This window comes from Microcoleus sp. PH2017_24_DOB_U_A, assembly GCF_020738205.1.
In the GTDB taxonomy this organism is placed as follows: domain Bacteria; phylum Cyanobacteriota; class Cyanobacteriia; order Cyanobacteriales; family Microcoleaceae; genus Microcoleus.
The window spans coordinates 1-24,565 of record NZ_JAEQCT010000121.1 but is presented as its reverse complement, the minus strand read 5'-3'; the positions used below and the strand labels follow the sequence as shown (position 1 = coordinate 24,565).

At 43.8% G+C, this 24,565-nt stretch carries 13 protein-coding genes; 5 read left to right on the top strand and 8 right to left on the bottom strand.

What is annotated here, in order from left to right:
- Positions 1–126 precede the first annotated feature (126 nt).
- Positions 127–333, top strand: a complete 207-nt coding sequence (locus JGK07_RS28380) for a hypothetical protein (RefSeq protein WP_293192357.1) — start codon at positions 127–129, stop codon at positions 331–333.
- Positions 334–505: 172 nt separating this feature from the next.
- Here the strand turns inward: JGK07_RS28380 and JGK07_RS28375 are convergent, their stop codons facing one another.
- The 5 genes from JGK07_RS28375 to JGK07_RS28355 all read right to left on the bottom strand — a co-directional run bounded on the left by JGK07_RS28375 (position 506) and on the right by JGK07_RS28355 (position 14,102).
- Positions 506–2,002: a response regulator gene (locus JGK07_RS28375; RefSeq protein WP_293178312.1), complete on the bottom strand. Its 1,497-nt coding sequence runs from the start codon at positions 2,000–2,002 to the stop codon at positions 506–508.
- 4 nt (positions 2,003–2,006) lie between these two features.
- Complete coding sequence (locus JGK07_RS28370) at positions 2,007–8,222, bottom strand: hybrid sensor histidine kinase/response regulator (RefSeq protein ID WP_293225867.1); 6,216 nt, start codon at positions 8,220–8,222, stop codon at positions 2,007–2,009.
- Between the two features lie 350 nt (positions 8,223–8,572).
- Complete coding sequence (locus tag JGK07_RS28365) at positions 8,573–9,451, bottom strand: carbohydrate ABC transporter permease (protein WP_293178318.1); 879 nt, start codon at positions 9,449–9,451, stop codon at positions 8,573–8,575.
- Between the two features lie 293 nt (positions 9,452–9,744).
- Complete coding sequence (locus tag JGK07_RS28360) at positions 9,745–11,208, bottom strand: CIA30 family protein (protein ID WP_293178321.1); 1,464 nt, start codon at positions 11,206–11,208, stop codon at positions 9,745–9,747.
- 344 nt (positions 11,209–11,552) lie between these two features.
- Positions 11,553–14,102: an ATP-binding protein gene (locus JGK07_RS28355; protein ID WP_293178324.1), complete on the bottom strand. Its 2,550-nt coding sequence runs from the start codon at positions 14,100–14,102 to the stop codon at positions 11,553–11,555.
- A gap of 486 nt (positions 14,103–14,588) precedes the next feature.
- On the opposite strand from JGK07_RS28355, the gene JGK07_RS28350 reads away from it, so the two are divergent.
- Positions 14,589–14,984, top strand: a complete 396-nt coding sequence (locus tag JGK07_RS28350) for a hypothetical protein (RefSeq protein WP_293178327.1) — start codon at positions 14,589–14,591, stop codon at positions 14,982–14,984.
- A 166-nt stretch (positions 14,985–15,150) separates the two neighbouring features.
- Here the strand turns inward: JGK07_RS28350 and JGK07_RS28345 are convergent, their stop codons facing one another.
- The 3 genes from JGK07_RS28345 to JGK07_RS28335 all read right to left on the bottom strand — a co-directional run bounded on the left by JGK07_RS28345 (position 15,151) and on the right by JGK07_RS28335 (position 18,665).
- Positions 15,151–16,005 (bottom strand): Hpt domain-containing protein, encoded by an 855-nt coding sequence (locus JGK07_RS28345; protein WP_293207198.1) that lies wholly within the window; start codon positions 16,003–16,005, stop codon positions 15,151–15,153.
- Positions 16,006–16,898: 893 nt separating this feature from the next.
- Positions 16,899–17,444, bottom strand: coding sequence for a hypothetical protein (locus tag JGK07_RS28340; RefSeq protein ID WP_293178333.1), 546 nt, complete (start codon positions 17,442–17,444; stop codon positions 16,899–16,901).
- Between the two features lie 306 nt (positions 17,445–17,750).
- Positions 17,751–18,665: a DMT family transporter gene (locus JGK07_RS28335; RefSeq protein ID WP_293178336.1), complete on the bottom strand. Its 915-nt coding sequence runs from the start codon at positions 18,663–18,665 to the stop codon at positions 17,751–17,753.
- A 173-nt stretch (positions 18,666–18,838) separates the two neighbouring features.
- Here JGK07_RS28335 and JGK07_RS28330 point away from each other — a divergent pair, with 173 nt between their 5' ends.
- The 3 genes from JGK07_RS28330 (at position 18,839) to JGK07_RS28320 (ending at position 24,415) form a co-directional block, all read left to right on the top strand.
- The gene (locus tag JGK07_RS28330) at positions 18,839–19,261 is read left to right on the top strand and encodes a hypothetical protein (RefSeq protein ID WP_293225863.1); all 423 of its coding nucleotides are present in this window, start codon (positions 18,839–18,841) and stop codon (positions 19,259–19,261) included.
- 304 nt (positions 19,262–19,565) lie between these two features.
- Entirely contained in the window at positions 19,566–23,228 is a 3,663-nt protein-coding gene (locus JGK07_RS28325) for an FG-GAP-like repeat-containing protein (protein WP_293225861.1), read from the top strand.
- Positions 23,229–23,611: 383 nt separating this feature from the next.
- A complete protein-coding gene (locus tag JGK07_RS28320) occupies positions 23,612–24,415 on the top strand; it encodes an SDR family oxidoreductase (protein WP_293243273.1) in 804 nt (267 codons plus the stop codon).
- Positions 24,416–24,565 lie beyond the last annotated feature (150 nt).

The window sequence follows — 24,565 nt, the reverse complement described above, 5'->3', positions numbered from 1 at the left end:
TCTTGACTCCAGGCAAGTCTAATAGATAGTCTAAATAAAAGTCCATGACAGTAAATGTATTGTTTGTTACATTATACACCATAAAGTCAGGAGAGCCGTTGTTGGAACCGTGAAAGGAAAAAAGTTATGGTGGAGAACACTGTCGATTGTGCTGTAGCTTGCGTCAACGGCTGCGTTTTGGGCGACAAGTGTCCGAAGCGGGAATACGCAGAAGCAACTTCAAGCTTTATTGAAAATACTTCTCTCGACAAAATGCTAGAAATGGCAGAGGAAGCGGTGAGAAGGAAACGGACGGAACCTCCCAAATGGATAATCCCTGATTTTCCTGAATAGAATTACCCATTTGAGAAACAGCATCGCCCTTTCAAATGGGCGATGCTTTTTGTTTTTGGGAGTATCTCATTAAATGCCGGATTTATACGTTGATTTTTTACAGTCTTAGACGGATTTTTTCGCTCACAAACCTGCTTTTTTTATGGCTTCTGGGGCGCCCCAAGGGCAATGATTAGCGGTCTACTATTTTGGAACCGGAGGTCGCCATTTCTCGCACTTTTTGTCGAATTGGAAGCTCGATCGCAAATTCGGTTCCTTGGCCTGGTGTCGAACAACAGCGCAAACTGCCACCGTGCTTTTCTGTGACAATGTGCCAGCTAATTGACAGGCCGATTCCCGTACCTTTTCCCACAGGCTTTGTTGTAAAAAATGGGTCAAAAATACGATCGCACAAATCCTCACTGATTCCCGGCCCGCTGTCAGCAATTTTAATAATTGCCGTGTTCGGGTTGTGGACTTTCGTACAAATCCGAATCTGGTAGGGATTTATTTTAATTTCTTCCATAGTTTTTTCAGCGCATGATTCTTCTATCGCATCGATGGCATTAGCTAAAATATTCATAAATACCTGATTGATCTCCCCGCCGCAGCACTCTACATTTTTCAAATCGGTATCGTACTCCTTAATCACCTGAATCGCGGGACGGTTCGCCTTAAATTTCAGCCGATTTTGCAAAATCATCAGCGTGCTGTCAATACCTTGATGAATATCAATCAGCTCCATTTCTCGCCCTTCTTGTCGCGAAAAATACCGTAGAGACAGAATTATATCCCGAATGCGATCGCCACCTAGCCGCATCGAGTCTAGCATTTTCAGCAAATCATCCTTGATGAATTCAATCTCTACCGCTTCTGCTGTTGATGTTATTTCCGCTGCGGGTTCGGGATAGTGCTGCTGGTAAAGATTGAGTACCTTGAGCAAATCTTCAGTATAATCGCGAACGTAATTGAGATTGCCGCAGATAAAATTTACCGGATTGTTAATTTCGTGAGCAATTCCCGCCACCATTTGCCCCAAAGCCGACATTTTTTCGCTCTGAATTAACAACGACTGGGCGTGCTGGAGCTTGTGCAGGGACTGCTGTAAATTCTCCTGTGTTTGCTGTCTCTGGTTCACCTCTTCCTGTAGCCGCTCGTTGGTTTGACAAAGTTCCACAGTGCGCGACTCTACCCGTTTTTCCAACTCGGCAGCCAGTTGTTCCAGGTTAATTTGAGCTTGTTTGCGATCGACAATTTCACGCTGCATCTGGGCATTTTGCTCCTGAAGTTTTTGAGTCAGCTTGCGGATGCTCAAATGCGCTTTAGCCCGAGCTAAGACTTCTTGATTTTGAATCGGCTTAGTAACGTAATCAACAGCTCCCAAATTAAATCCTTTTACCTTATCTTCCGTCTCATCCAGCGCTGTCATGAAAATCACCGGAATCTCCTTTGTCAAATCGCCAGCCTTCAAAAGCCGGCAAGTTTCAAACCCATCAATTCCCGGCATTAATACGTCCAGCAATATCAAATCTGGCAGCGAGTATTCAGCTTTTTTGATAGCGCTCTCTCCCGTCCTTGCCACCAACACTTTAAACCCCGATTCCGTCAAAAAATCAAACAGCACTGCCAAATTATTTTGGTTATCATCGACGATCAAGATAACGCTCTCTTCCAAAGGTAAGATGCTCATGTTTTCAATGCTTCCTATATTGTTCTACGAATTCTAAAATCTTTGCTTCTTCAAAATTTTTAGCTAATTGATTCATATGGCTGGCAAAAGAGACATATTTTGCATTAATTTTGGCCAATTTTTCTGCTTGTTTTTGAATTCCTCCTAAGTCACCCATCATTGCTAATTCAAAAAGTACAGCTATTTCCTCTGCCGGAGGAGGGATAATTTTTTCATCTGGAATTTTAGATTGGTTGTCGGAATCTTCAGATTCATAATTTTCGTCTTCCAAATTCTCATAAATCCATTCTAACTCTAAATGAACTTGCAAGCAATTTAAAAGTTCCTCAGCCCGGATCGGCTTGGGGAGAAAAGCATTGCATCCTGCTGCTAAACTTCCCTGCTTTTCCACTGCCATAATACTAGCAGAAGTGCCGATCGTGACCACATTTTTAAAGAGCGGCAACTTGCGAATTTGCCGCATCGCTTCAAATCCGTCCATCACCGGCATTACCAAATCAATCAAGATACAATCCGGTTGAAATTCCAGGGCTTTATTCAAACAATCTTGACCGTCTGTAGCCTCAATTATTTCAAAACCCAACGGTTCGAGCAGGTGAATTAAAACCGAGCGATTTTCCCACTGATCGTCAACCACCAGAAGTTTTTTGTTAGTACCATTGAAACCTTTGATAAATTTTTGGGAATACTTTTTATTTATTTCTGGGCTGTCAACTGCTAGCAAATCTAACTCAAACCAGAAAATGCTACCTCTGCCTAAAGTGCTTTCTACTTGTAATTCGCTGCCCATAATCTCGACTAATTCCCGGCTGATTGCTAATCCCAATCCGGTTCCTTCGGTATGGCGGCGGGTATTGCCCACCTGTTCAAAAGGTGTAAATATCTTTGGCAATTCATCAGCAGCGATCCCAATTCCTGTATCTTCAACCTGAAACCGAATCCTCACCTTCGTAGTGAGGACTTCAGTCCTATTTTCATCGCTTACACAATCCACTACTGAAACCTTAAATGTTACCCCACCCCTTTCAGTAAACTTAACAGCATTACCAATTAAATTAATCAATATTTGGCGCAACTTCTTTTCATCTGCCGAGATTGCACTGGGGAGATACGAAAGATATTCGCAATTAAAAGCTATGTTTTTTTGACTTGCCCGAATGCTACAAATAGCATTAATGCCTTGAATGAAATCGGGAAAATCAAAGTCTGTGGCCACGAGTTCCATTCTCCTTGCCTCGATTTTAGAAAGGTCTAAAATATCCTCTATCAAAGCGAGCAAGTGTTCGCCACAGCGGTGAATAACGCCAATTCCATTCTGTTGTTGCGAGGTCAAATGTTTGTCGCGCTTAAAGATTTGGGTGTAACCTAAAATGCCGTTGAGGGGTGTTCGCAATTCGTGGCTCATGTTAGCTAAAAATTCGCTTTTGGCGTGGCTGGCATCTCGGGCGGCGGCTTCGGCTTTTTGGCGTTCTTTAATTTCTTCGGAAAGTAGCGAGTTTTTTTCGTGTAATTCTTGGGTGCGTTCTTTTACTTTTGCTTCTAGGGTAAAGTTGTATTCTGCGAGTTGTTTGTTGGCAGTTTCTAAGTTTGTGTAAAGGCGGGCATTTTCGAGGGCGATCGCAGCTTGGGAAGAAAGCAGCTTCAATACTTCCAAGCGATCGCCTGTAAAAGCGCCGGTTGTCAAATTGTTTTCCAAATACAGGATCGCGGTTAATTTGCCTTGATAGACGATCGCCGCGCATAACACCGATTTTGGCTGGCGATCGACGATGTAGGGGTCATTGTGGAAAATAGCGTCGCTGCTGGCGTCATTCAACACGACATCTTGCTGAGTGCGATCGACAAAATTGATTAGCGATCGCGGATACGCACAATCCAAGCCCGCGCCCGAGAGCACCCGCACATCGCCGCCAACCTCTCCCGCAGCTTCAATGACAAATTCACCATTTTTGGGTGCAATCAAAAACCCAGTTTGGGCCCCCGCATTTTCCAACAAAATCCGCATCAATTTGTCCAGCAAAGCATCGAGGACAATTTCGCCGGAGATAGCCAGAGATGCTTTCATGACGGTAGCGAAATCCAAAGCTTTGTGAGTACCGGTAACGGTTGCAGAAGTTACAGTCACAGTCGGGCGATCGCTAATTGTGAGACTATCACTTTCCGGCATCCGTACAATCAACTGCGGATAGCGTTCCTCCAAATCAGTAACCTTAGCATTCGCACCCCAACGGATGTAACCGTAGTAAGCATCAGTCATGTAAACCTTAGCCACCTTCTGGCGCCCCGCAAACAGGTAAAACTCAGCAGCTAATTCATTCGCCAAAGCCTCTTCCTGAATGTATCCCTGTTCGCGGGAATGTTGGATTGCGCGATCGTAAAATGCGATCGCCCGGTCTTTTTCTCCCAACACCCGCGCTTTCTCAGCCTCAACCAACTCATATTTGTGCTGGTAATTCATTGGTGCGTGGTGTGTCCATTTCTGCATTTTTTCTTGATTCGCTGCTACCTGCATCAAGTATTTTGCTTGTTCTGCGCTGTTTGCAGTTGGATACACAGCAAGCAGTGCTAACGAATAATAAAAATTGTGCGTACCGATCATCATGAAGCCAATTGCTGCTGAGGCATATTCGGCTGCCAAAGATGCGTCAGCAACTGCTTTGTCGGGCTGTTTAAATAAGTAATTTAACAGCAATTTAGCGAGATAAACATTAAAAAGAGACATATAATTGTTAGCCTGTTGCAGCCGAGGCAAAATTTCTGCTTCATTAAACTTTTCACCTATTAATTGAGATTTGTTTGCGGATATTCCTCGCAAGTTTAAAATGATTTGCCCCCAGATACCCAGCAATTCCATCGAAAGTTCTTGCTTGAGATTTTGTACTAAAGTGAAGTATTGCACTTGTTTGTGTTCGACATTTTCTAGTTGTTCTCCAATCAAAAAAGGGCAAGAACAACTGTTTAAAGCAGCATAACTACTAAATTCTAAGTCTCCAGTTTCCAGACCGCTTTGAACGCTCTCGATCAAGGGGGCAATCGTCTCTTTAGCGTGTTCTTTCCAGTGGCGCACAAAAGTGTTAAACAGGTGGTAAACTTTGCATTTAAATTGTTTAGCATTGAATTGCTCTAACAGCTTCAAAGCTAGCTGTCCAGAATGATATCCAGCGTCGATCTCTCCTAAGGCACCAGCCAGCAGCAAGCCATACCAAATATAGGCGATCGCCCCAAGTGCTGAATGACCCCGTTTAATCGAAAAATCGACCATTGTAAAGATAACCTGCGGCAATAGTTCTGGTTTTGCCACAAAAACAGGAGAAACAACAGCCGAAAGTATCCGCATTGCCGCCAACTGATAGCTATCAGTCATTACCGGAACATTTTCTAGTTCATCAAGCTGAGGTAACTTAATTGCAGTCAAACCCTGTGGGGGAATTTCCGACAAGGTAAATCCCAAGATTTCCAAAGCTTTTAAACCAGTATCGATGGCTTCAACCATCTGGTTTTGAGACAAATAAGACTGGATTTGCAGTTCGTAAACCTTAACTTTGTCGAGCAGGTTTGTCGCTTGTTGTAACACGATGTCTGCTAATTCTTGCGATCGCCCAAAGTTAGTATTCAGATATTCCGCCTCCGCTGCTTCAACGTGAAGATTCAGCGTCAAATCATAATCAGTCTGCCAACTCGATCCTATACTTACGGGGGACTGAGGGGAATTAATCAGCGCCAAACCGACATTCAAATATCTGATAGTGGCTTCGTAAGCATTGGATGCCTTAGCTTTTTTTCCGGCAATCAGATTCAGTTTTGCCAGTTCATTTTTTGCGGCTTTGTCTGCAATAAATTCAACACCAAAATTCAATTGATTGACAATATCAAAGACATTTTCTTCAATCTCAGAGGGGGGAGTATTGTTGAGCAGCAGTTGACCGATTTTGACGTGCGTTGCTTGTTTTTCGCCATCGGGAATCAAAGAATAAGCTGCTTGCTGCACTCTGTCGTGCAAAAACTTGTAGTCAACCTTCACATCTTGCAGCCCAGCCAGCCCCGTTTCTGAACCTTCAAAAACCAGCGGAATTTTGTAATCGTTGCTCAGTGGCAAAACTAGACCAGCCTGAAGAGCATCCCAGAGGTTTAATGCTGTTTCTTTCTGAGATTTTTCGCTGACAATTGAGAGAACTTCTAACTTAAACTGGTTGCCAATACAGGCAGCTAATTTTAATGCTGACTGCGCCGAGACAGGCAACTTCCGAATATTTCGAGCGATTAACTCTACGACATTGCAGTCAGTAATCCCAATGGCTTGGATGTGTCCGAGATCCCACTGCCACGTACTGGATGGAAAATCGTAAACTAACAGATTTTCTTGATAAAGAGTTCTGAGTAACTGAGTTAGAAAGAAGGGATTGCCTTGGGTTTTGTTGAAAAGTAGCTCTGCTAAAAGTTTTATATTTTCGGATATATTGCTTTTTAAAGTTTCTGAGATTAATTGTTCTACATGACTAAATTCTAAGGGAGCGAGAACAATATTGCTGACTATTTCGGGAGTTATTACCGCAGTCTTTTGAATATTTTCGATTGTGGCAATCAGCGGATGAGTGGCGCTGACTTCGTTGTCTCGATAAGCTCCAATTATTAGCAAATATTTGCTATCTGAGTCTGTCACCAGCAGTTCAATTAATTTCAGAGATGCCGAATCTGCCCACTGCAAATCGTCGAGAAAAACTACTAGCGGGTGTTCTTTTGCAGTAAACACGCTAATGAATTGTTTAAACACCCGATTAAATCGGTTTTGCGATTCTGTCGGCCCCAATTCCGGGACTTCTGGCTGTTTGCCGATAATTAGTTCGACTTCGGGAATCACGTCTGTGACAACTTTCCCACTGCTTCCCAAAGCCGCTAGCATTTTTTGTTTCCAAGTTACGATAGATGCTATACTTTCTGTTAGCAACTGCCGAATCAATGACTGGAATGCTTGAATCAAAGAAGCGTAGGGAATGTTGCGCTTGAATTGGTCAAATTTGCCGCCAATAAAATAGCCGCGCTGCCGGACAATGGGTTTTTGAACTTCATTTACTAAGCAGGATTTGCCGATCCCTGAGTAACCAGAAACCAGGATTATTTCGACTCCCCCTGTTTTGCTTGTTAAGGAGGATGAAGAACTTTCAATAAGCCCCCCCTTAGCAAGGGGGGGTTGGGGGGGTTCTCCGGTGCTTTGGGAAAGCTCCGAAAGCCCCCCCTTAGCAAGGGGGGGTTGGGGGGGTTCTACACCGCTAATTCGATCGAAAGCGCTGAGTAAAGCGGCGACTTCGGCTTCTCTACCGTATAGTTTTTGGGGGATGAGGAGTTGACCGGCCCGATCGGCATTTCCGGCAGTAAAATCAGATATATTGCCGCTACCTTGGAGTTGTGCGAGACAAGTTTCGAGATCAAACCTCAGCCCGTCGGCGCTTTGATACCTATCTTCCGCCGTCTTCGCCAACAACTTCATCACGATGGCAGAGATTGCTTCGGGAATTTCCGGCTTCAAACTGTGGGGCGCGGGTGCGATTCTAGCGATGTGACAGTGAACTAATTCTAAAGGGTCGATCGCGCTAAATGGCAATTCACCCGTCAGCATCTCGTAAAAAGTGACACCTAACGAGTAAAAATCGCTGCGATAGTCGATCGCCCGATTCATTCTACCAGTTTGTTCCGGCGAAATATAAGCTAACGTACCTTCGAGCAAATTGGGATAGCTGGGACTTGCGTTTTCTCTAACCAAGCGCGAGGAGATGCTGAAGTCAGTAATTTTGACCTGATAGGTTTCGGGATGGATAATGATATTGTGCGGTTTAATATCTTTGTGAATTATTTGATTTTGATGAATTTCACCCAAACTTTGAGCTAGCTGCACGGCTATTTCGAGAAAATGTTTTAATTTAATTTTTTGAGTAGTTAGAAGTTTTGACAAAGCCAAGCCACCAAAGTCTTCTAATGTGAGTGCTACACTATTTTGATGCGTTTCTAGGCGGTATGAATTAACAATAGTTTCTATATTTCTTAGATTTTTTCGGATTTTATATTCGTGTCTCAAGCGAGTAATCTCTTCGAGAGTTGGATACTCGCTTTTCAGGGTTTTGACTATGACGGGTAGGTTTTCTTGTTCCCAGATTCCCCGATAGATCGCAGTATTGATACCAGAATAAATTTGTTCCGTGATTTGATAGCCTGTTAGTAAAATCATAGTTTAATCAATTTGAATTTAAAGGGTTGACTGCAAATTTACCCGAGTTGTGCTGTGGGCGGAAGTCGATCGCCCGTGTTAGAGGGGTGATGGCACAGGTTGGGTGAAACAGATTCCGAGGCATAATCAACATTAGTGCAAAGATCGCAGCTTTGGCATTGGCTATTTGGCTTAATCTTTAAGTCGATCGCACTTACGTATTCTTACTGATTAATACGTATTCTTACTGATTAAATTGTGTTTAATATAACATTTGCCGCGCCAAGGGTTTTAACAGCCTTCTTATCTTCTTCTCTCTTTCCTCTGTCAAGTCAACTGTCAACTGTCAACTGTCAACTGTCAACTGTCAACTAATCATTGCGAGTCAAACCCTGAAGGCTAACTTGCAAAACCGACAAACCCAAAATCAGCAAAAACAAAACTAGGGCGATCGTACAAGCATAACCAATTTCCAAATCCTTAAAAGCCCGTTCGTAAAGATAATAAACAACAGTCTTAGAACTATTGCGAGGGCCGCCCTGAGTCATAATATAAACTTCTTCAAAAACCTTAGTAGCAGAAATCGCCGAAATCACCGCCACCAAAACCAAATAAGGCTTCATCAGCGGCACAGTAATATCCCAGTGTTTCCGCAAACCTTCCGAACCATCAATCGCAGCGGCTTCATAAAGTTCTGCCGGAATAGATTGCAGCCCAGCTAAATAAATCACCATGTAATAACCTAAGCCTTTCCAGACAGTAACTGCCATCACGCTAAAAATTGCCACCTTCGGATTGGCCAGCCAAGAAACCGGAGGTAAACCCAACAATTCTCCGAACTGATTCAGCAATCCCGTCTCAGCAAACAGCCACTTCCAAGCAATCCCCGCGACAACCATCGAAATCACCGCCGGCGTGTAATATGCTGCGCGGAACCAGTTCATCCCCCGCAGCTTTTGATTGCACAAAATTGCCATTCCCAACGGTATAACAACCAATACAGGCACAACACAGATGAGATACAGCAGCGTATTGGTCAAAGTTTGCCAAAAAGTGCGATCGCGCCACAACCGCTCAAAATTCTTCAAACCCACCCACTGCGGCATTTGAGTTAAATCATATTCGTAACTCGTAAAACTCAAATAAAAAGCTTGTAAAGCAGGCCACAAAACAGTCAAAGTCAAAACAAACAAAGCCGGAAACAAAAACAAATAAGGCGTTGAATAGCGGCGGAAAAAATTCAAAGGCATAATAATTGGTAATTAGTCTTGGTTAATAATAAGACGGCGGTTGAAACCGCGTCTATACAAACGATGTCAGCCGGACGCCGACTGAAGAAAACAACATAATTCCATTCGCCGTCCGATCTTTTTCTTCAACCCGCGGAGGCGGGTTTTGTCTGTGTAGACGCGAATTCGATTCGCCGTCTTCGATTCGCCGTCTTCGATTCGCCGTCTTCGATTCGCCGTCTTCGATTCGCCGTCTTCGATTCGCCGTCTTCGATTCGCCGTCTTCGATTCGCATTGCACCCTACAAACAATACCTATTTAAGCCCAGAAAACAAACCCTCCCAATCTCTCGGAGAACCAGGATTTTCCCCCTCTTTTACCTCAAATGTCACCTTACAAGCCTGCGGTTGTTCCAAAGCTTGCACGCACAATTCCGCAATATCTTCCCGACTAACTTTACCCCGAATATTATCTCCTTGCTCGAAGATCAAAGCTTTGCCGCCCGGTTCCTCAGTCAAAGCACAAGGTCTGACAACAGTATAAGGTATGCCGCTCGATCGCACGCAATCCTCTCCTTTCAACTTCCAAGTCAAAATTCCCCCCAACATATCATTCATTCTGACAGCCGGCGGTTCATCTTCCAAGATAAGTCCTGGGCGGCCCGGGCGAGTAACTCCCGCCGAACTCACCATCACAAATCGCGGCAAAGTCTGGCCGCCATCAGCTTTAATAGATTCTAATTCCAGTTGAAAAACACCCGGTGTAAATTTCGGATTCAGCGCGCCGTCATATTCAAACTTGCTCAGCATTAACTGAAAAGAATAAATGCTGCTGGGATCGAATTTCGCGCCATCTTTCACAGTCTTCGCGCGGAATACTGGAATTAACTTATCGAAGGGAACTACGATCGTAATCCAGGTATTGTACACAGTATCGAACGAATAGCAATAGCCGATACCATCCCATTTAGCCTCGCTACGCACGATCAACTTGTAGCGCTTACCATCCCCTTTGACCCGGAGCAGGAGGCCGCTGAATCCTGCGAGATTGACCGGAGGATCGAAGTTGCGGGTGCGGACAGAAGCAAAGCCACCTGAGTTGGCAGTGGAAACATTGCCCGTGAATATAGCTGTACTGTCTGTAAGTACGATCGAACTTTCGCTAGTCCCGCCCATCACAACATCATCGAGAGCGCCCCAAGTTTCCTTTAAATCTTGGGTAGGTTTTGTGAAATCAAAAATGACTTTTTCGCCTGATTTAATGAGCTGACTGCGAACAGCTTGCACTAAATTATTCAGGCCTTTGTATTCGACAATTTCGGGAACATCCACAACTTCCGGCATATAAAACTTGATGCCTTGATAGTATTTTTCCCTGGTTGGCGTGTCTCCTTCTACAGGTTGAACTTTGGTACCCGTGCAGCAGATAACTGCATCTACGCCCTCAGTGACGCGCGGTGTTAGCGTCTCAGCGATAGTGATATCTCCCTCGACTAATTCGACATTTTTGCCAAGAATTTCGGTTGCTCTTTTGGTATCTCTGACGAGACAGCGGACTTGATATCCCCGCTGTTGCAGCCGCTTGACAACTCGCTTCCCGACGCCACCTGTCGCACCGGCTACCAGTACGAGTTTGGGTTTATCTTTTTTATTGTTGCTGCTGCTTCCGAACAGTTGTTGCAGCCAGCTAATGCTGCCAATGAAGGGAATCACGCCGAAATAAGCCAAGGTTTTGACAAATCTGCCGGCATCCCATTGGGCGGTATTTTTTTCAGTCACAGTCGCTTCCTCAGAGTTGGCTCAAATCTACTTATAGCAGTTGACAGTTGACAGTTGACAGTTGACAGTTATGGTATCCGAATCTAACCGTTTATAAAGCAAGGATTTTAGACTCTATTGATGAGTTCTTGAATGTCCTAACCAATGTGGCGGTTGCTATAGCTGCTTTTGTATTTTAATCTAATTTTCGATTTGTGCATTTTGTCGATAAGCGCACTTTTTTTCACTTCACCGAATAGCAGGGGTTGGAAGTCCCAGCATGAAGGCAGATTATTATAAGAACGGAGTTTAAATCTCCGTTCTTATCGCTTCGCTGTCAACTGTCAACTGTCAACTGTCAACTGTCAACTGTTTAAAATCGGTTTGAGATGAGTTTGGCTCAAGGGAATCTCAATAATCAACTCGGTTCCCTCTCCGGGGGCTGAAATACAGCTCAATTTGCCGCCGTGTTGTTCCACCACAATTTCGCTGCCAATCGCCAAACCTATCCCCGCACCTTTCCCTACCGGTTTTGTGGTAAAAAACGGCTCAAATATTTTCTGTCTAACTGTTTCTTCCATACCCCAAGCATTGTCCTTAATCCGAACTGCTACGGCTGTTTCTCCCGGACAAACTTCAGTCACGATCCGAATTTGTCCGCTCTTGGCTGTCTCTGCTTCGTGCCAAGAGTGCGGCGATAAATTTTTGTTGACAAAGGCATCTTCTAAAGCATCAAGTGCATTTGTCAGCACATTCATAAATACTTGGTTGATTTGAACTGGGTAACACTCAACCAACGGTAGAGAGCCATATTCTTTGTTGAGATGAATTGCAGGGCGATGGTACTGCGTACCTGCTACGCTAACGGGCTTCGGTTTGAATCGGTTGCTCAAAATCAGCAAAGCACTGTCCAATCCGTCGTGAATGTCAACTTCTTTAATCTCTGCTTCGTCAATTCTAGAGAAATTTCGCAGCGACTGAACTATCTCGCGGATGCGGTTAGCTCCTACTTTCATTGAACCCAGCAACCTCGGCAAGTCTTCAACTATAAACTCTAATTCTGCTCCTTCTATTTCTGCTTGAATTTCTGGCGAAGGCGACGGATAGTGCTGCTCGTAAAGCTGCAATAAATCGATCATTTTTTGACTGTATTCGTCGGCATAGTTAAGATTTCCGTATATGAAGTTAATCGGGTTAGTCACTTCATAGGCTACCGCCGCCACCAACTGTCCCAAACTTGACATTCTTTCGCTTTGCACCAATTGAGTTTGCGTTCGCTGAAGCTCGTACATCGCTGTTTTTAAATGCTCGCTTTTTTCGCGTTCTCTGGCGATTGAGGCTTCTAGTGCTCTATTTAATTTTTCGAGTTTTTTGGTTTGGCGCAGCACTATATTGATTATTGCTTTTTTTAGTTCCAATGCAGCGTCTATTTCGCATTGCTTCCACGGCAAAGATTTGCACCTCACATTTTCTTTCCACAGCTCGAAGGATTTCCTAGGAGACAGTCTGTGGCTGCCATCTTCATCTATTAGAACTGCTTTGTTGGGGTTCCCTGCCCAATTTACGGTCTTAATTACTTCCGGGCGAAACCACAAGACGTATATTTTCTGACTCGGCGATATTGCTATTGCCAAACACCCGCTAGCCGTGTTTTTAAATTCCTCAGCTTCTGGATAGCATTTAGTCAGCGAGTCTGTATAAAAAATTTCTTTTTTTAGGCTGTTTTGCACCCACTGAGTTAAGGATTTAAGCGCTTCTCCGTGAGGTGTTTCCCCGACTCGATAGCAATTTTCTCCAAATACTATTGATGCTCCCTGGGCGTTGACTGCTTCCAGCAAATTATGCTGGCATTTAACTAACACTTCTGACAAGTTTTCGGAGGTAGATATGTCTTCAAAAATCTGGGCTTGAATAGATTTTAAGTGTAGTTTGTAGTCGTAGTCTTCGTTGGCTTCTTTTGATTGCAATTCTAAGGACATTACTTGCCCGATAAACTCGCAAGCGGCTCGCACTTCATGGTTGAGGTATTTTGGTGTATAGTTATGGCCAACAATCAATCCCCACAGTTGTTGATCTTTGATTAAAGAGATTGATAAAGTAGCGGCAACGCCCATATTTTGCAGGTATTCTATGTGAATGGGAGACACGCTTCTCAACACGCTGAGACTGAGGTCTAGGGACTGCTTCGTAACAGAATTTTTTTCGGGAATGATGCGAACTGGTTGATAATTAATATCTGGTATTAACCTCAACCAATTTAACAAATACAGTTTTTTGGCTTGTTTGGGAATATCTGATTTGGGGTAGTTTAAGCCCAGGAATGGACTCAGGTTTTCTAGTTTGTCTTCAGCCATTATAGCACCGTTACCTTCTGCGTCAAATTGATAGGTCATAACTCTATCAAATCCCGAAATCTTCCGGATTTCTCCCACAGTCTGCTGACATAATTCTTTGAGATTTTTGGCGCTTTGAATTTGGCTGACTGTGGATCTGACTGAATGATAAAAGCTAAAAACGGAAAGATTTTCTGTGGTGGTTGCTAATTCTAGCTCAATTATCAAAATTCCTTGTTGTCGGTGGAGGATGCAGTCAAATTCTAAAAACTTGTCTGCTTTGTTGACAGAGAGTTTAATGGGATTGACGGTTTTTAAGTTTTCGTTCTGCAAACAGGAATTGAGTTTTTCTAACTGAACTCTATCGAAGAATAAGCTCAAATCTTGACCGATCGCACTTTTGGCATCGACTCCCAATAAATCTTGCGTATTTTCACTGACTTGCAGTATTTCTAGTTGAGGTTCTCGTACAACCACGAGAATCCCGTGAGGCTGAATGTGCCCCGATATGTGAATGGGTTCTGTGTCGCAGTTTGTCAAGTCAACTTCTGCGAGTGCTGGGATTGTGCTTTGTCGATCCATTGTCTCTATTTTCCGCTGTAAAATTTCGAGAGGGTTCTATCGATTTTAGATTTGATCTCAAATTTGCTTTTCAATAATCTCATATTGTTCGATCGCATAATGGCCTGATCCCTTGACCGACACTAACAAGGCATTATCCGAAAATCAGCGAATCGAAAATGATGGAGTCGAAAATTAGCCTACCGTTGTGTTGCTGCTAGACTGGCGCGAGCATTCTGGTTTTTTTTACGAACTGAGCTATTCTATTCGAGCGATCCCCGATATTAATTATCGCAGCAATTGTTCCCATTCTTCAAGTCGTTTTAATGTTTTTCCACAATTTTAATATTTGTGGTAATATTTTACCATCATAAAAAAGGGGAGATAAATGTGTCTTCAGACCGGCCGACTAACGAAAAGATTAAGTTAAGGTAAGGGTGACAAGACTTGAAAGTAAAGTCGCGTTAAGCTTTTGAAGTATATCCAACAGGCCCGACAATTATACTGATGCTCGACTTCAATACAGTTACTGAGTTTTCTCATACCCACTGCATAGCTATCTGTGCCTTTTTAGTTCCGGCAAACTTGCTGACTACTTTGCAGACAGGGATTTTGACAGGACTAAACCGACCTCGAATGCAAGTTTGGGCGTCTGTGGCTGTGGCCAGCCTTTGGGCTACAGCAATGATCTTTCACGTTTTTACCTGGTTCGCGATCGGAGTAGTAATGCCTCCGACATACATCTTGTTAGCTATGGCGATCGCTTGTCTGGCTATCAATATCTGGGCAGTGGGACATCCTGCGAGCATGATGCAATTAATTAGAGTTGCGGTATCAGCTTTTAGGGAAGTTTTAGAAGAAGGAAGAAGGAAGAAGTCAAGCGTGAAGTCGGAAGTTCGGTAACGGATTTTCTAACGGGTGTAACGAATAAAATTTTAGCGATCTAGGAAATAAGGAAGCAGAAAGAAATTGGCATCTGGCCGTCTGAAAGATGTCTGGGAGAATATTAGTTTTTACTAATCTGTTCCCTCGTTCCACCTATTAGTTCTGAGTCGTGATTTTATAACCCTTATTCCGGTTCGCGATCGCGACAGTCTTCATCTTCCGGGCCGCGGGGATGGATCGTGCAGTTGAGGAGGTGCCCGCCATCGCTTCTGCCATAATAGTAGCGACATCCCGTGCAAATTGCCGGAGGTTCGATCGCACTTTGGTAAACCGGATAATCCATAGCCAGCAGTGAGAAGTCGCGCTGCGTCTGAACAGTCCCGATAATAGCGCCTGAAAGTTCCACAGCTTGGCGGATGTTTTCGATCCTGGTGTAAGGTGGCAGGTAAATGTCAATATAAAGGCGTATGCCATCGCCTTCGTACTCCTGGCGGGTAATATTGCCTCCGAGCAAACCGACGCGCGACGTAATGGCGGAGGAAAATTCCCCAGCCAAGGTGCAGTAACCGCAGAAAAGGTGAATGTGTTCGTCGGTTACTGCTCTCACACTCAGGCGAGTAGGAATCAGCACTCTCAGGTAAGCGTCGAGCTCGTCAAAAATCGGTTCGGCGAGGGACAGCATCTGGTTTGCGTCTTCGTGGTTGAGCCCAAAACCCTTAGAAACCTTGGAGACGAGGGCTACTAAAATATCAAAAACTTGGGTTAACAGCGATTGCAGCCTGCTATCAATGGCGATCGGACATTCTCTGAGCAGTTTTAAATAATCTTCCAAACGATGGGCTACGCGCTGAATGCTGCTAAATCCCAACATAGCTGCTCCCCCTTTAACTGAGTGCGAGGCTCGGATGAGCTGGTGTATCCTTTGGGGAGTTTGCACGGTGTTTTGCAGGCCCTGCAAGCCTTGTTCCATGATTTGAAGGTGTTCTGTGGCTTCTTCTAGAAAGTAGCCGATGATGCGCTGTAGTTGTTCTGGTAGCATAATATTATTCTCCAAAAGGCACCCTAATTGCAGAAAACAGAAAGCAGAAAGTAAAAATGCTGATATTTTTTACTTTTGAGTCAATATTTAACCCAGAGGTGATATAAAACCGGCGTTGCACGGGACACAATACCGCAGTGCGAGCGAAAAGCGCTAGACTCGGAAAGTTAGGATGCCGATGCAAGTGGAAACCAGATTATTTGTCCTTGATATCTATCCTGCCTCACAATAACGGCGGTGGCAAATATCGAACCAAAGAGGCTTCTGATTGCCCACATTTTTTAACGTGCTAATTTTCTCAACAAGCAAATTCCGCAACTCCGATTCTATCGTTGTTGATGGTTGGTTATTATCAATAGCTCTTAACTAATGACAACAAATTGACGATCGAATATCCGTGGAATCAATCCCAAATCGAAAATCTAAAATCCTCTCTTCCCCCGAATTTATCCGTGGGGTTAATCTAAAATCTAAAATCTAAAATCTAAAATCTAAAATCTAAAATCTAAAATCTAAAATCTAAAATCTAAAATCTAAAATCTAAAATCTAAAATCGATTGACTCTCGGTGCGTAAGTTCTAGGAATATGTCATTTAACAGTGTAACGGTGATTTTTTGAGAAGTTTAACTTTTAATTTAATAGATATCTTCAATAACGATTATTGTAGGGTAGGCATGGAGCCTGCCCGAGAGTTTCTGTTTTGGAGAAGTCTATGACAATCGCTTGCGAGTTTGAACAAGCGATCGCCCTTTTTGGCACGAGATATATAGTTTGACTGCGTAAGTCCCGATCGCATTAGGATCGCGAATTAAATAATTAAATAATTTACACAAGTTTGTGGGATGGGTTCTGGGCCCATCCCACAACAACCATAAAAATGGTACCTTTTTTCCTATTTAGCGACTGTTGCACCGACTTTGGCTGCGATCGCAGCTAAAGCCTTGCCGTTGCCTTGTAGAAGCGTGTTATTTTTCTGCACCATGCTGCCACTCAGTTCTGGGGGAGCGGGCAGTTTAACGCCTAATTTTTCAGCGATCGCGCGGACAATTTGTCTATTACCCAACAATAATTTGTGGTTTTCTGTCGCTAAGTCACCGCTCCCTGGGCCTGCTACGCTGGGTACAGTTGCGCCTACTTTGGTAGCGATACTGGTAAAAATAGCTCTGTTTTGCAAGATTAGCTGTTGGTTAACTTGCAAAGGATTGCTACCCGATGGTGCTGCGTCCTTGCTAGCTGCTGCGCCTACTTTAGCAGCAATATTCTTAGCTGTTTGACCATTTTTCACTAGCAAATCCCGATTTTGCTGTATGAGTGTTTGTTCGTTGGCTTGGGTAATAATTGTATTGTTAATAGTAGGTGGTTGAACTAATTGACCAGAGCTTCCCAATAATCCAGATGCCAATAAAGTAGCAGTGAAACCAACAATTAATTTAGACATTTTTTCTTTCCTCGATATGTTTTTTTTGACAAGCAGTTTTTTTACTGCGTCATCTACCAAAAGAAACATATCAAGACTTTTTTGAGCAGTTTGTCACGAATGTTACATTTTGTAACAAACTTATGCAAAAAGTGCAACGTCTAATTGCAATTTTTACAATTACAGACAGAAAGTAGGTTTTTATAGCAGTTGACAGTTGATAGTTGACAGTTGACAGTTGACAGTTGACAGTTGACAGTTGACGGTTGACGGTTGACGGTTGATCGGCGAAGATATTTGCTATCTTTTTTGCTTTTAACTTATTCACTAGGATTTTTGGGTTCCGAAAGTGGCGGCGGCTACACCGAAGAGGAGTACCGCAGCACCTGCGAGTACGGCTGGCGCAGGCATTTCGCCGAACACCAAATAACCCAAACAACTCGCCCCAACGGGTTCAAACAAGATGGCAAGAGTTACCAGAGTTGGGGAAATTTGCGCTACAGCCCAGTTTAAAATGGTGTGACCTACTAATTGAGGCAAGGCGGCGGTTAATAAAATGTAAAAATATACGATGTTTGGATAACCGGTATAACTGGTACCGAAGGCGAGGGGTAGAGGTAGCAGGACGATCGCAGCAACAGTATAGGCGATCGCGATATAACCGCCAATTCCCAATCCCCGCCGTTGAGCTTCCCGGCCTAGCAACAGATACAAACTGACAGCCCAGGAACCTGTCAGAGCAAGGAAATCGCCGAATAATTGAGTGTTGCCGCCCTTGGCTGCGCCTGTGCTTCCGAGGGCGATCGCCATTCCGCCAGCAAGCGCTATAGTAATGCCTGCGATCGACATTTTGCTGAGTTTTTCGCCAAACCAGAAGCGGGATAACAGCGCTACCCAGACGGGATTTGTGGTGACGAGGGCTGTGGAAGCTGCGATCGAAGTATAAGACAGTGAGGTAATCCAGAGAGCAAAGTGCAGGGCGAGACACAAACCAGCCGCCGCAGCATAGCGCCGAGCTCCGGGTTGTAGGGTTTTCCACTGAATTTTCGGCCAAGCTGGAAGCAGAATTAAGGCGGATAAAGTCAAGCGAGAAGCGGCGAGTACGAGGCTGAAACCGAGGCCGCCCGCGCCTGCTTTCAGGTTGGCTAGCCGGATTAAGATTGAGGCGGTTGAGACTGCTAATACGCCGATCGTTAAGATAAGGGCGATCGACCAATTCGACGGTTTTTGCGGAATATTCATTTAAATTTCCATGAGATTATTTATTTTGAGAGCGCCCCAAGCAGTCTATGGTGTCGTTGCGGGCGATCGTATTTTGACAAAAATAATCTTTATTAACTCAAAATCATGAATTTAATCAACTAGATTGATTAAATTTATAAATATACTTTAAAAATATAGCCCTTCTCAGATAGGTGAGGTACGTTGTTGGGCTTCAGCCCTCTTGGTTTAAGCGGTTATATAAGCTGTCAATAAATGCTATAGCTGATTTTATCATCTTAAATACAACATTTTATCCGCAAAGTATTAGACATATTATAAAAATATCTAGAAACTGGCAAGATGCCAGTTCCACAGAAAAAGATATTTTTGTAAAAGATATTTTTGTAAAAGATATTTTTGTGGAATGGGCATCTTGCCCGTTCCAAAATTTGATTATAAAAACTTTTCCAAGATATATATTTGATAGTTTCAAACTAGATAAATCAGAATTAGCGCGAGTAATTAGTAAAAATTTATCTGAAATTTTTTATCAGAAAGCGCACAAACTATTTGAGATCGAAAAACTTGTAGCACCTTATATTGACGATATTGTCGGGAGCATCTCATTTTTGTAAAAAGCATTTTTTTCTTATAGTGCGAGCGTCCTCGCTCGCGTATCGTATAATACGCGAGCGAGGACGCTCGCACTATTAAATGCAAAACTGAGATGCTCCCATATTGTCTAACGAATGTAACATAATTTTACAATTATGACTTTTATGACTTTTATGACTTTTATGAACTCAAAGTCATGACTTTTATGAATTGACTTAAAAAAATACTTGTTTTAGCATCTTAAGTACGAAAAATGAAACTGGTAAGAACTTCTCATTCATTTTTAACATAGCTCAAACCAAAAATAAATCAGGAGAATCAACTATGGCTAGCCCATTCAAAGTAACAGAATTCGATTCAGGTAGATATATTACAAATGTCACCGCAGGAAAATTTAACGGCGACTCAACAACAGATTTAGCAACCATGGATTTGCTATCGACTCAAATTGGCATTTTGCCAGGAGACGGTACAGGTAAATTCAGCATTGGTAGCTACTCCTCTACGGGAGAATTCCCCTATGACTTTAGCAGCGCAGATTTCAACGGTGACGGCAAAACAGATTTATTCGCCACTAACTACGGTACTGACAAAAATTCGATTTTGTGGGGAGACGGCAAAGGCAGCTTTACTTCTTACACCAACTTTGAAGTGGGAGTACCATTTAATTTCATCTATTCGATCGACTTCAACGGTGACGGCAAAGTCGATTTAGCCCCCGTAGACTATACGAATAACAAAATTTTCGTCCTCTTGGGAGACGGTACGGGTAAGTTTAGCAAAGCCCAGGCTATTGATATCACAACAGACATCTCTTCCATCGCTTGGGCAGACGTAAACGGAGACGGCAAAATAGACTTAACCACTGCCAGCCAATACTCAACAAATATTTCCGTGAATTTAGGAGATGGTACTGGAAAATTTGGCAAAGCTACCAACTTTAATCTAGGGAAATATCCCACCGCCATTACAGCGGGAGATATCAACGGAGACGGCAAAACCGACATCGTATCAGCCAACTACTATTCCGACGACATTTCCATACTGTTTGGAGACGGGAAAGGCAATTTTGGCACAGCAACTAGCTTTTTCGGAGGAATCGGCCCTTCGTCCATTCAAGTATTAGACTTTAATGCTGATGGCAAAAATGATTTAGTAGTCGGAGATTTGCTCTCAAACTTTATTTTGTGGGGAGACAACACTGGCAAATTCAACACTTATACCGACATTCCTTGGACGGGATTTAATCCTGTATATGCCGACTTTAATGGAGATAAAAAACCTGACATTGCCGGCAACTATCTTGGCAATGTAAGAATTTTAATCAACGATACCAGTCCCCTTACCGACACATCAAAACCAGCACCTACGCCCACTCCCGCCCCGACTCCAACACCGCCACCACCGCCAACACCTGGAACATCTGCTGGTTTTACAATCACTCCGATATCGGGATTAAAAACTACAGAAGCAGGGGGAACGGCAACATTTACCGTCAAACTCAATAGCAAGCCAACTGCTACTGTAGCCATAGGTTTAAGTAGTTCCGATAAAACAGAAGGAACAGCCTCTCCAGCTTCTCTGAATTTCACTCCTACTAATTGGGAGACTCCGCAAACTGTAACGGTAAAAGGAGTTGATGACAAAGTAACTGACGGCGATAAAATTTACACAATCATTACCCAACCCGCTGTTAGTGCTGACAAAAAATACGACAAACTAAATCCGTCTGATATCACCCTCACTAATATCGCTAGCATTACTCCAACTCCAACTACAATTCCTCCAACTCCAACTACAATTCCTCCAACTCCAACTACAATTCCTCCAACTCCAACTACAATTCCTCCAACTCCAACTCCACCAAAACCAATTCCAATTCCAATTACCACTCCAACACCTGGTGGAATCACCGTCAGTCCAACAACCGGATTAAAAACCACAGAATCAGGCGACAGTGACTCATTTACGGTCAAACTCAATAGCCAACCCACCGCTAATGTCAGCATCGGCTTAAGTAGTTCCAATACAGTAGAAGGAACTATTTCCCCAGCCTCTCTCACCTTCACTCCTACCGATTGGAATCAAGCCCAAAAAGTCATAGTAAAAGGTGTTGATGACAAGATAGTAGATGGCGATAAAAAATACACAATTGTCACTGACTCTGCTGTCAGCACCGATCCAAAATACAACAACCTCAATGCAGAGGATGTCAGCGTTACCAACGCCGAAACTAACCGCCCACCCGTGTTAAACAAAAGCAAGGAAACTACTCCCTGGCACTACGACAGCCCGATAGTCAAAAAATCATCCAAATTTGAGTTTACGGTTCCCGAAAAGGCATTTATAGACCCAGATTCTGGTGACAAGTTAACTTACTCAGCCACTTTAGAAAACGGTCAACCTTTACCGAGTTGGATTACTTTTAATCCCACTACCCGTAATTTCAGCGGCGACATTACTAAAGGGAGGTCTCTGAATATTAAGTTGACCGCAACCGACACTTCCGGTGCGAGTGCTAGCGATTCTATCCTGTTAATAGTAACTAAGAATGGTGTGGTCGTTGATGGTTATATTGCAGGTGCGACTATCTTCTTTGATGCCAACAAAAATGGAGTCAAAGATGCTAACGAACCTTTCTCAACGACTGATGAGAAAGGGGAATACGAACTCGATATCCCGGACAGTTTTGATACGAACAAAAATGGCAATTTTGACCCTGAAGAAGGTAATTTAGTTGCTTTTGGGGGGACGGATGTTTCGACGGGCTTGCCACTGACAACTCCTGTTTCAGCACCGATAGATTCCACTGTTGTCACGCTATTAACTACTTTAGTTACTGATTTGACGGCTGGGGGAATGTCGCAGACTGAAGCGGAGTCAAAGGTTAAATCTACTCTGTCTATTCCTGCGGGAGTTGATTTACTGGACTTAGATCCGATCGCATCTACGGCCAAAAATGAGCCTGGTGGTGTCGAAACTCTAGTCGCGATGACAAAAGTCCAAAACGTCGTCACCCAAACCACCAGCCTGATTGACGGTGCATCTGGGGCGGATAATGGTGCAATTACCAAAGCTGTTGTTGCAGCAATTAACAGTAAAATTAAATCCGGCGGTTCCCTGGATTTGAACAATGCGACGCAGGTAGAAGGCATTATCCAGCAATCTATTGCTAACGTCAAACAAGTTGATAGCAATCTCGACGCTGAAAAACTTTCCAAAATTTCCTCGCAAACAGCGAAGGTAATGGTTGAGGCTAATCAGCAGATAGATCAGGTGAAATCTAACTCTTCACCTGAGTCTATTGCCTCGGAAATTGCCAAAGTTCAAAAGGTGGCTTTAGGTGAAAGTGCGATCAAACTGGAAGCAGTCGGTGTTGCGATTCTCACAGGCGATGTTAACCCTTCCACAACTTCTACTACACTTCTCGGTTTTGAGGGCAAAAATCTGGTAGGTACTGATGATAACGATACTTTACTAGGTGCTAGCGGTAACGATTTCATCAGTGGCAGAAAAGGCAGTGATTCCCTCGATGGTGGTGCCGGCGATGACAGCATTTACGGTGGCAAGGGACTCGATACGCTGACAGGTAACAGTGGCGATGATATCCTATTTGGAGGCCGTGGTGCTGACAGTTTGGATGGCGGTGCAGGCAATGACAGCTTGTATGGCGGCAAGGGAGATGATACTTTGCTTGGTGGTTTGGGAGATGATTTCCTGAGTGGTGAAAAGGGCAATGATTTTCTAATCGGCGGAGAAGGTAGCGATCGCTTTTTGTTAAATCTAGATAGTGGTATCGATACGATCGCGAATTTTGACACTGATAGCGATAAGATTATCCTTGGCAATGGCTTGAGCTTCGGACAGTTAGACATTACCCAGACTGCTAGTGGAAATGCGATCAAAATTGCTGCGACAGGCTCAGTGTTGGCAAATGTCAGTGGAGTCACCGGGCTGCTGCGAGCAAATGATTTTGTGGTGATTTAAAAGAGTGTTGACAGTTGACAGTTGACAGTTGACAGTTGATAGTTAACAACAACCGCAAGCATCTCATTTTTGTAAAAAGCATTTTTTCTTTGATTGAGTGCGAGCGTCCCCGCTCGCATATTGTACAATACGCGAGCGGGGACTATAAAAACTGAGATGCTCCCACAGCAACCTCTACCTGGAAGGAAGAGGATTGGAGTAATGAATCGTCTTCTGTTAATTTCTCCCTAAAACGAAGAGGCTTTCAACCAATTATTTCTGGTAATCAGCCGAGGGTAGGGGCTGGGGGCGAGATCCTCGGGCCCCACCTTTTTAATAAAAAAATGTGTAACAATCAATAAATCTCGCAGTTAACACTGAAAACTCCCAATTTAAAACTATCTATGGCTCCTACAGTTTTGATTACAGGCGCTTCTCAAGGAAGTGGCAAGGCAACGGCACTGTTATTTGCCCGTCAGGGTTACGATGTGGTGATGGTGGCTCGGGAGCCGGAAAGATTGGCAGCAGCAGCGGCTCAGGTGCAGCGTGAAGGCACTTCGGCTGTCGCGATTGCGGGGGATGTTGGTGACATTCAACAAGTGCGGGCGATCGTCCAAAAAGCCCTGGATACCTGCGGAAACATTGATGTTTTGGTGAATAATGCTGGAATTTGTCTCGCAGGGGCGATCGAGCAAACCACCTCCGAAGATTGGCAGCAATTAATGAATACCAATTTTTGGGGCTGCGTTAACACAATTCAAGAACTTTTGCCACATTTTCTCGATCGCAAAACCGGTACAATCGTCAATGTTGGTTCCATTGGTGGCAAAATGCCCTTACCTCAAATGACTGCATATTGTGCCAGTAAGTATGCAGTAACGGGTTTGACAGAAACTTTGCGATTGGAATTGGCGCCCCAAGGAATTCACGTTTGCGCCGTACATCCGGGTTTGATCAACAGCGATTTTTTGGAAAGAGCTCAATTTCGCGATCGAGACGAGCCCGCAGTCGAATTGCGCCGCCAACAAATGAGTGAAATGCTGAAATCTGACTGGGTAAATCAGCCGGAAGATATTGCTAAAGCTATCTGGGATGCTGTGAAGAATCAGCGTGCAGAAGTCACAGTCGGCCCTGCTTTCTTGGCATCGGAAGCCTATCGCTTATTCCCCGGTTTGATGCAGTGGGCAATGGAAAAGGGCAAGTTATAATTAGTCAGTAGTCATTATTAGTATGGCAGGGTAAATTTATTGTCGTCAGACAAATTAGGTACGTAGTTGCGCTTCAGCGCTCTTTGCTTATATATATAAAAAACGAAAAATTAGGTACGTAGTTGCGCTTCAGCGCTCTTTGCTTATATA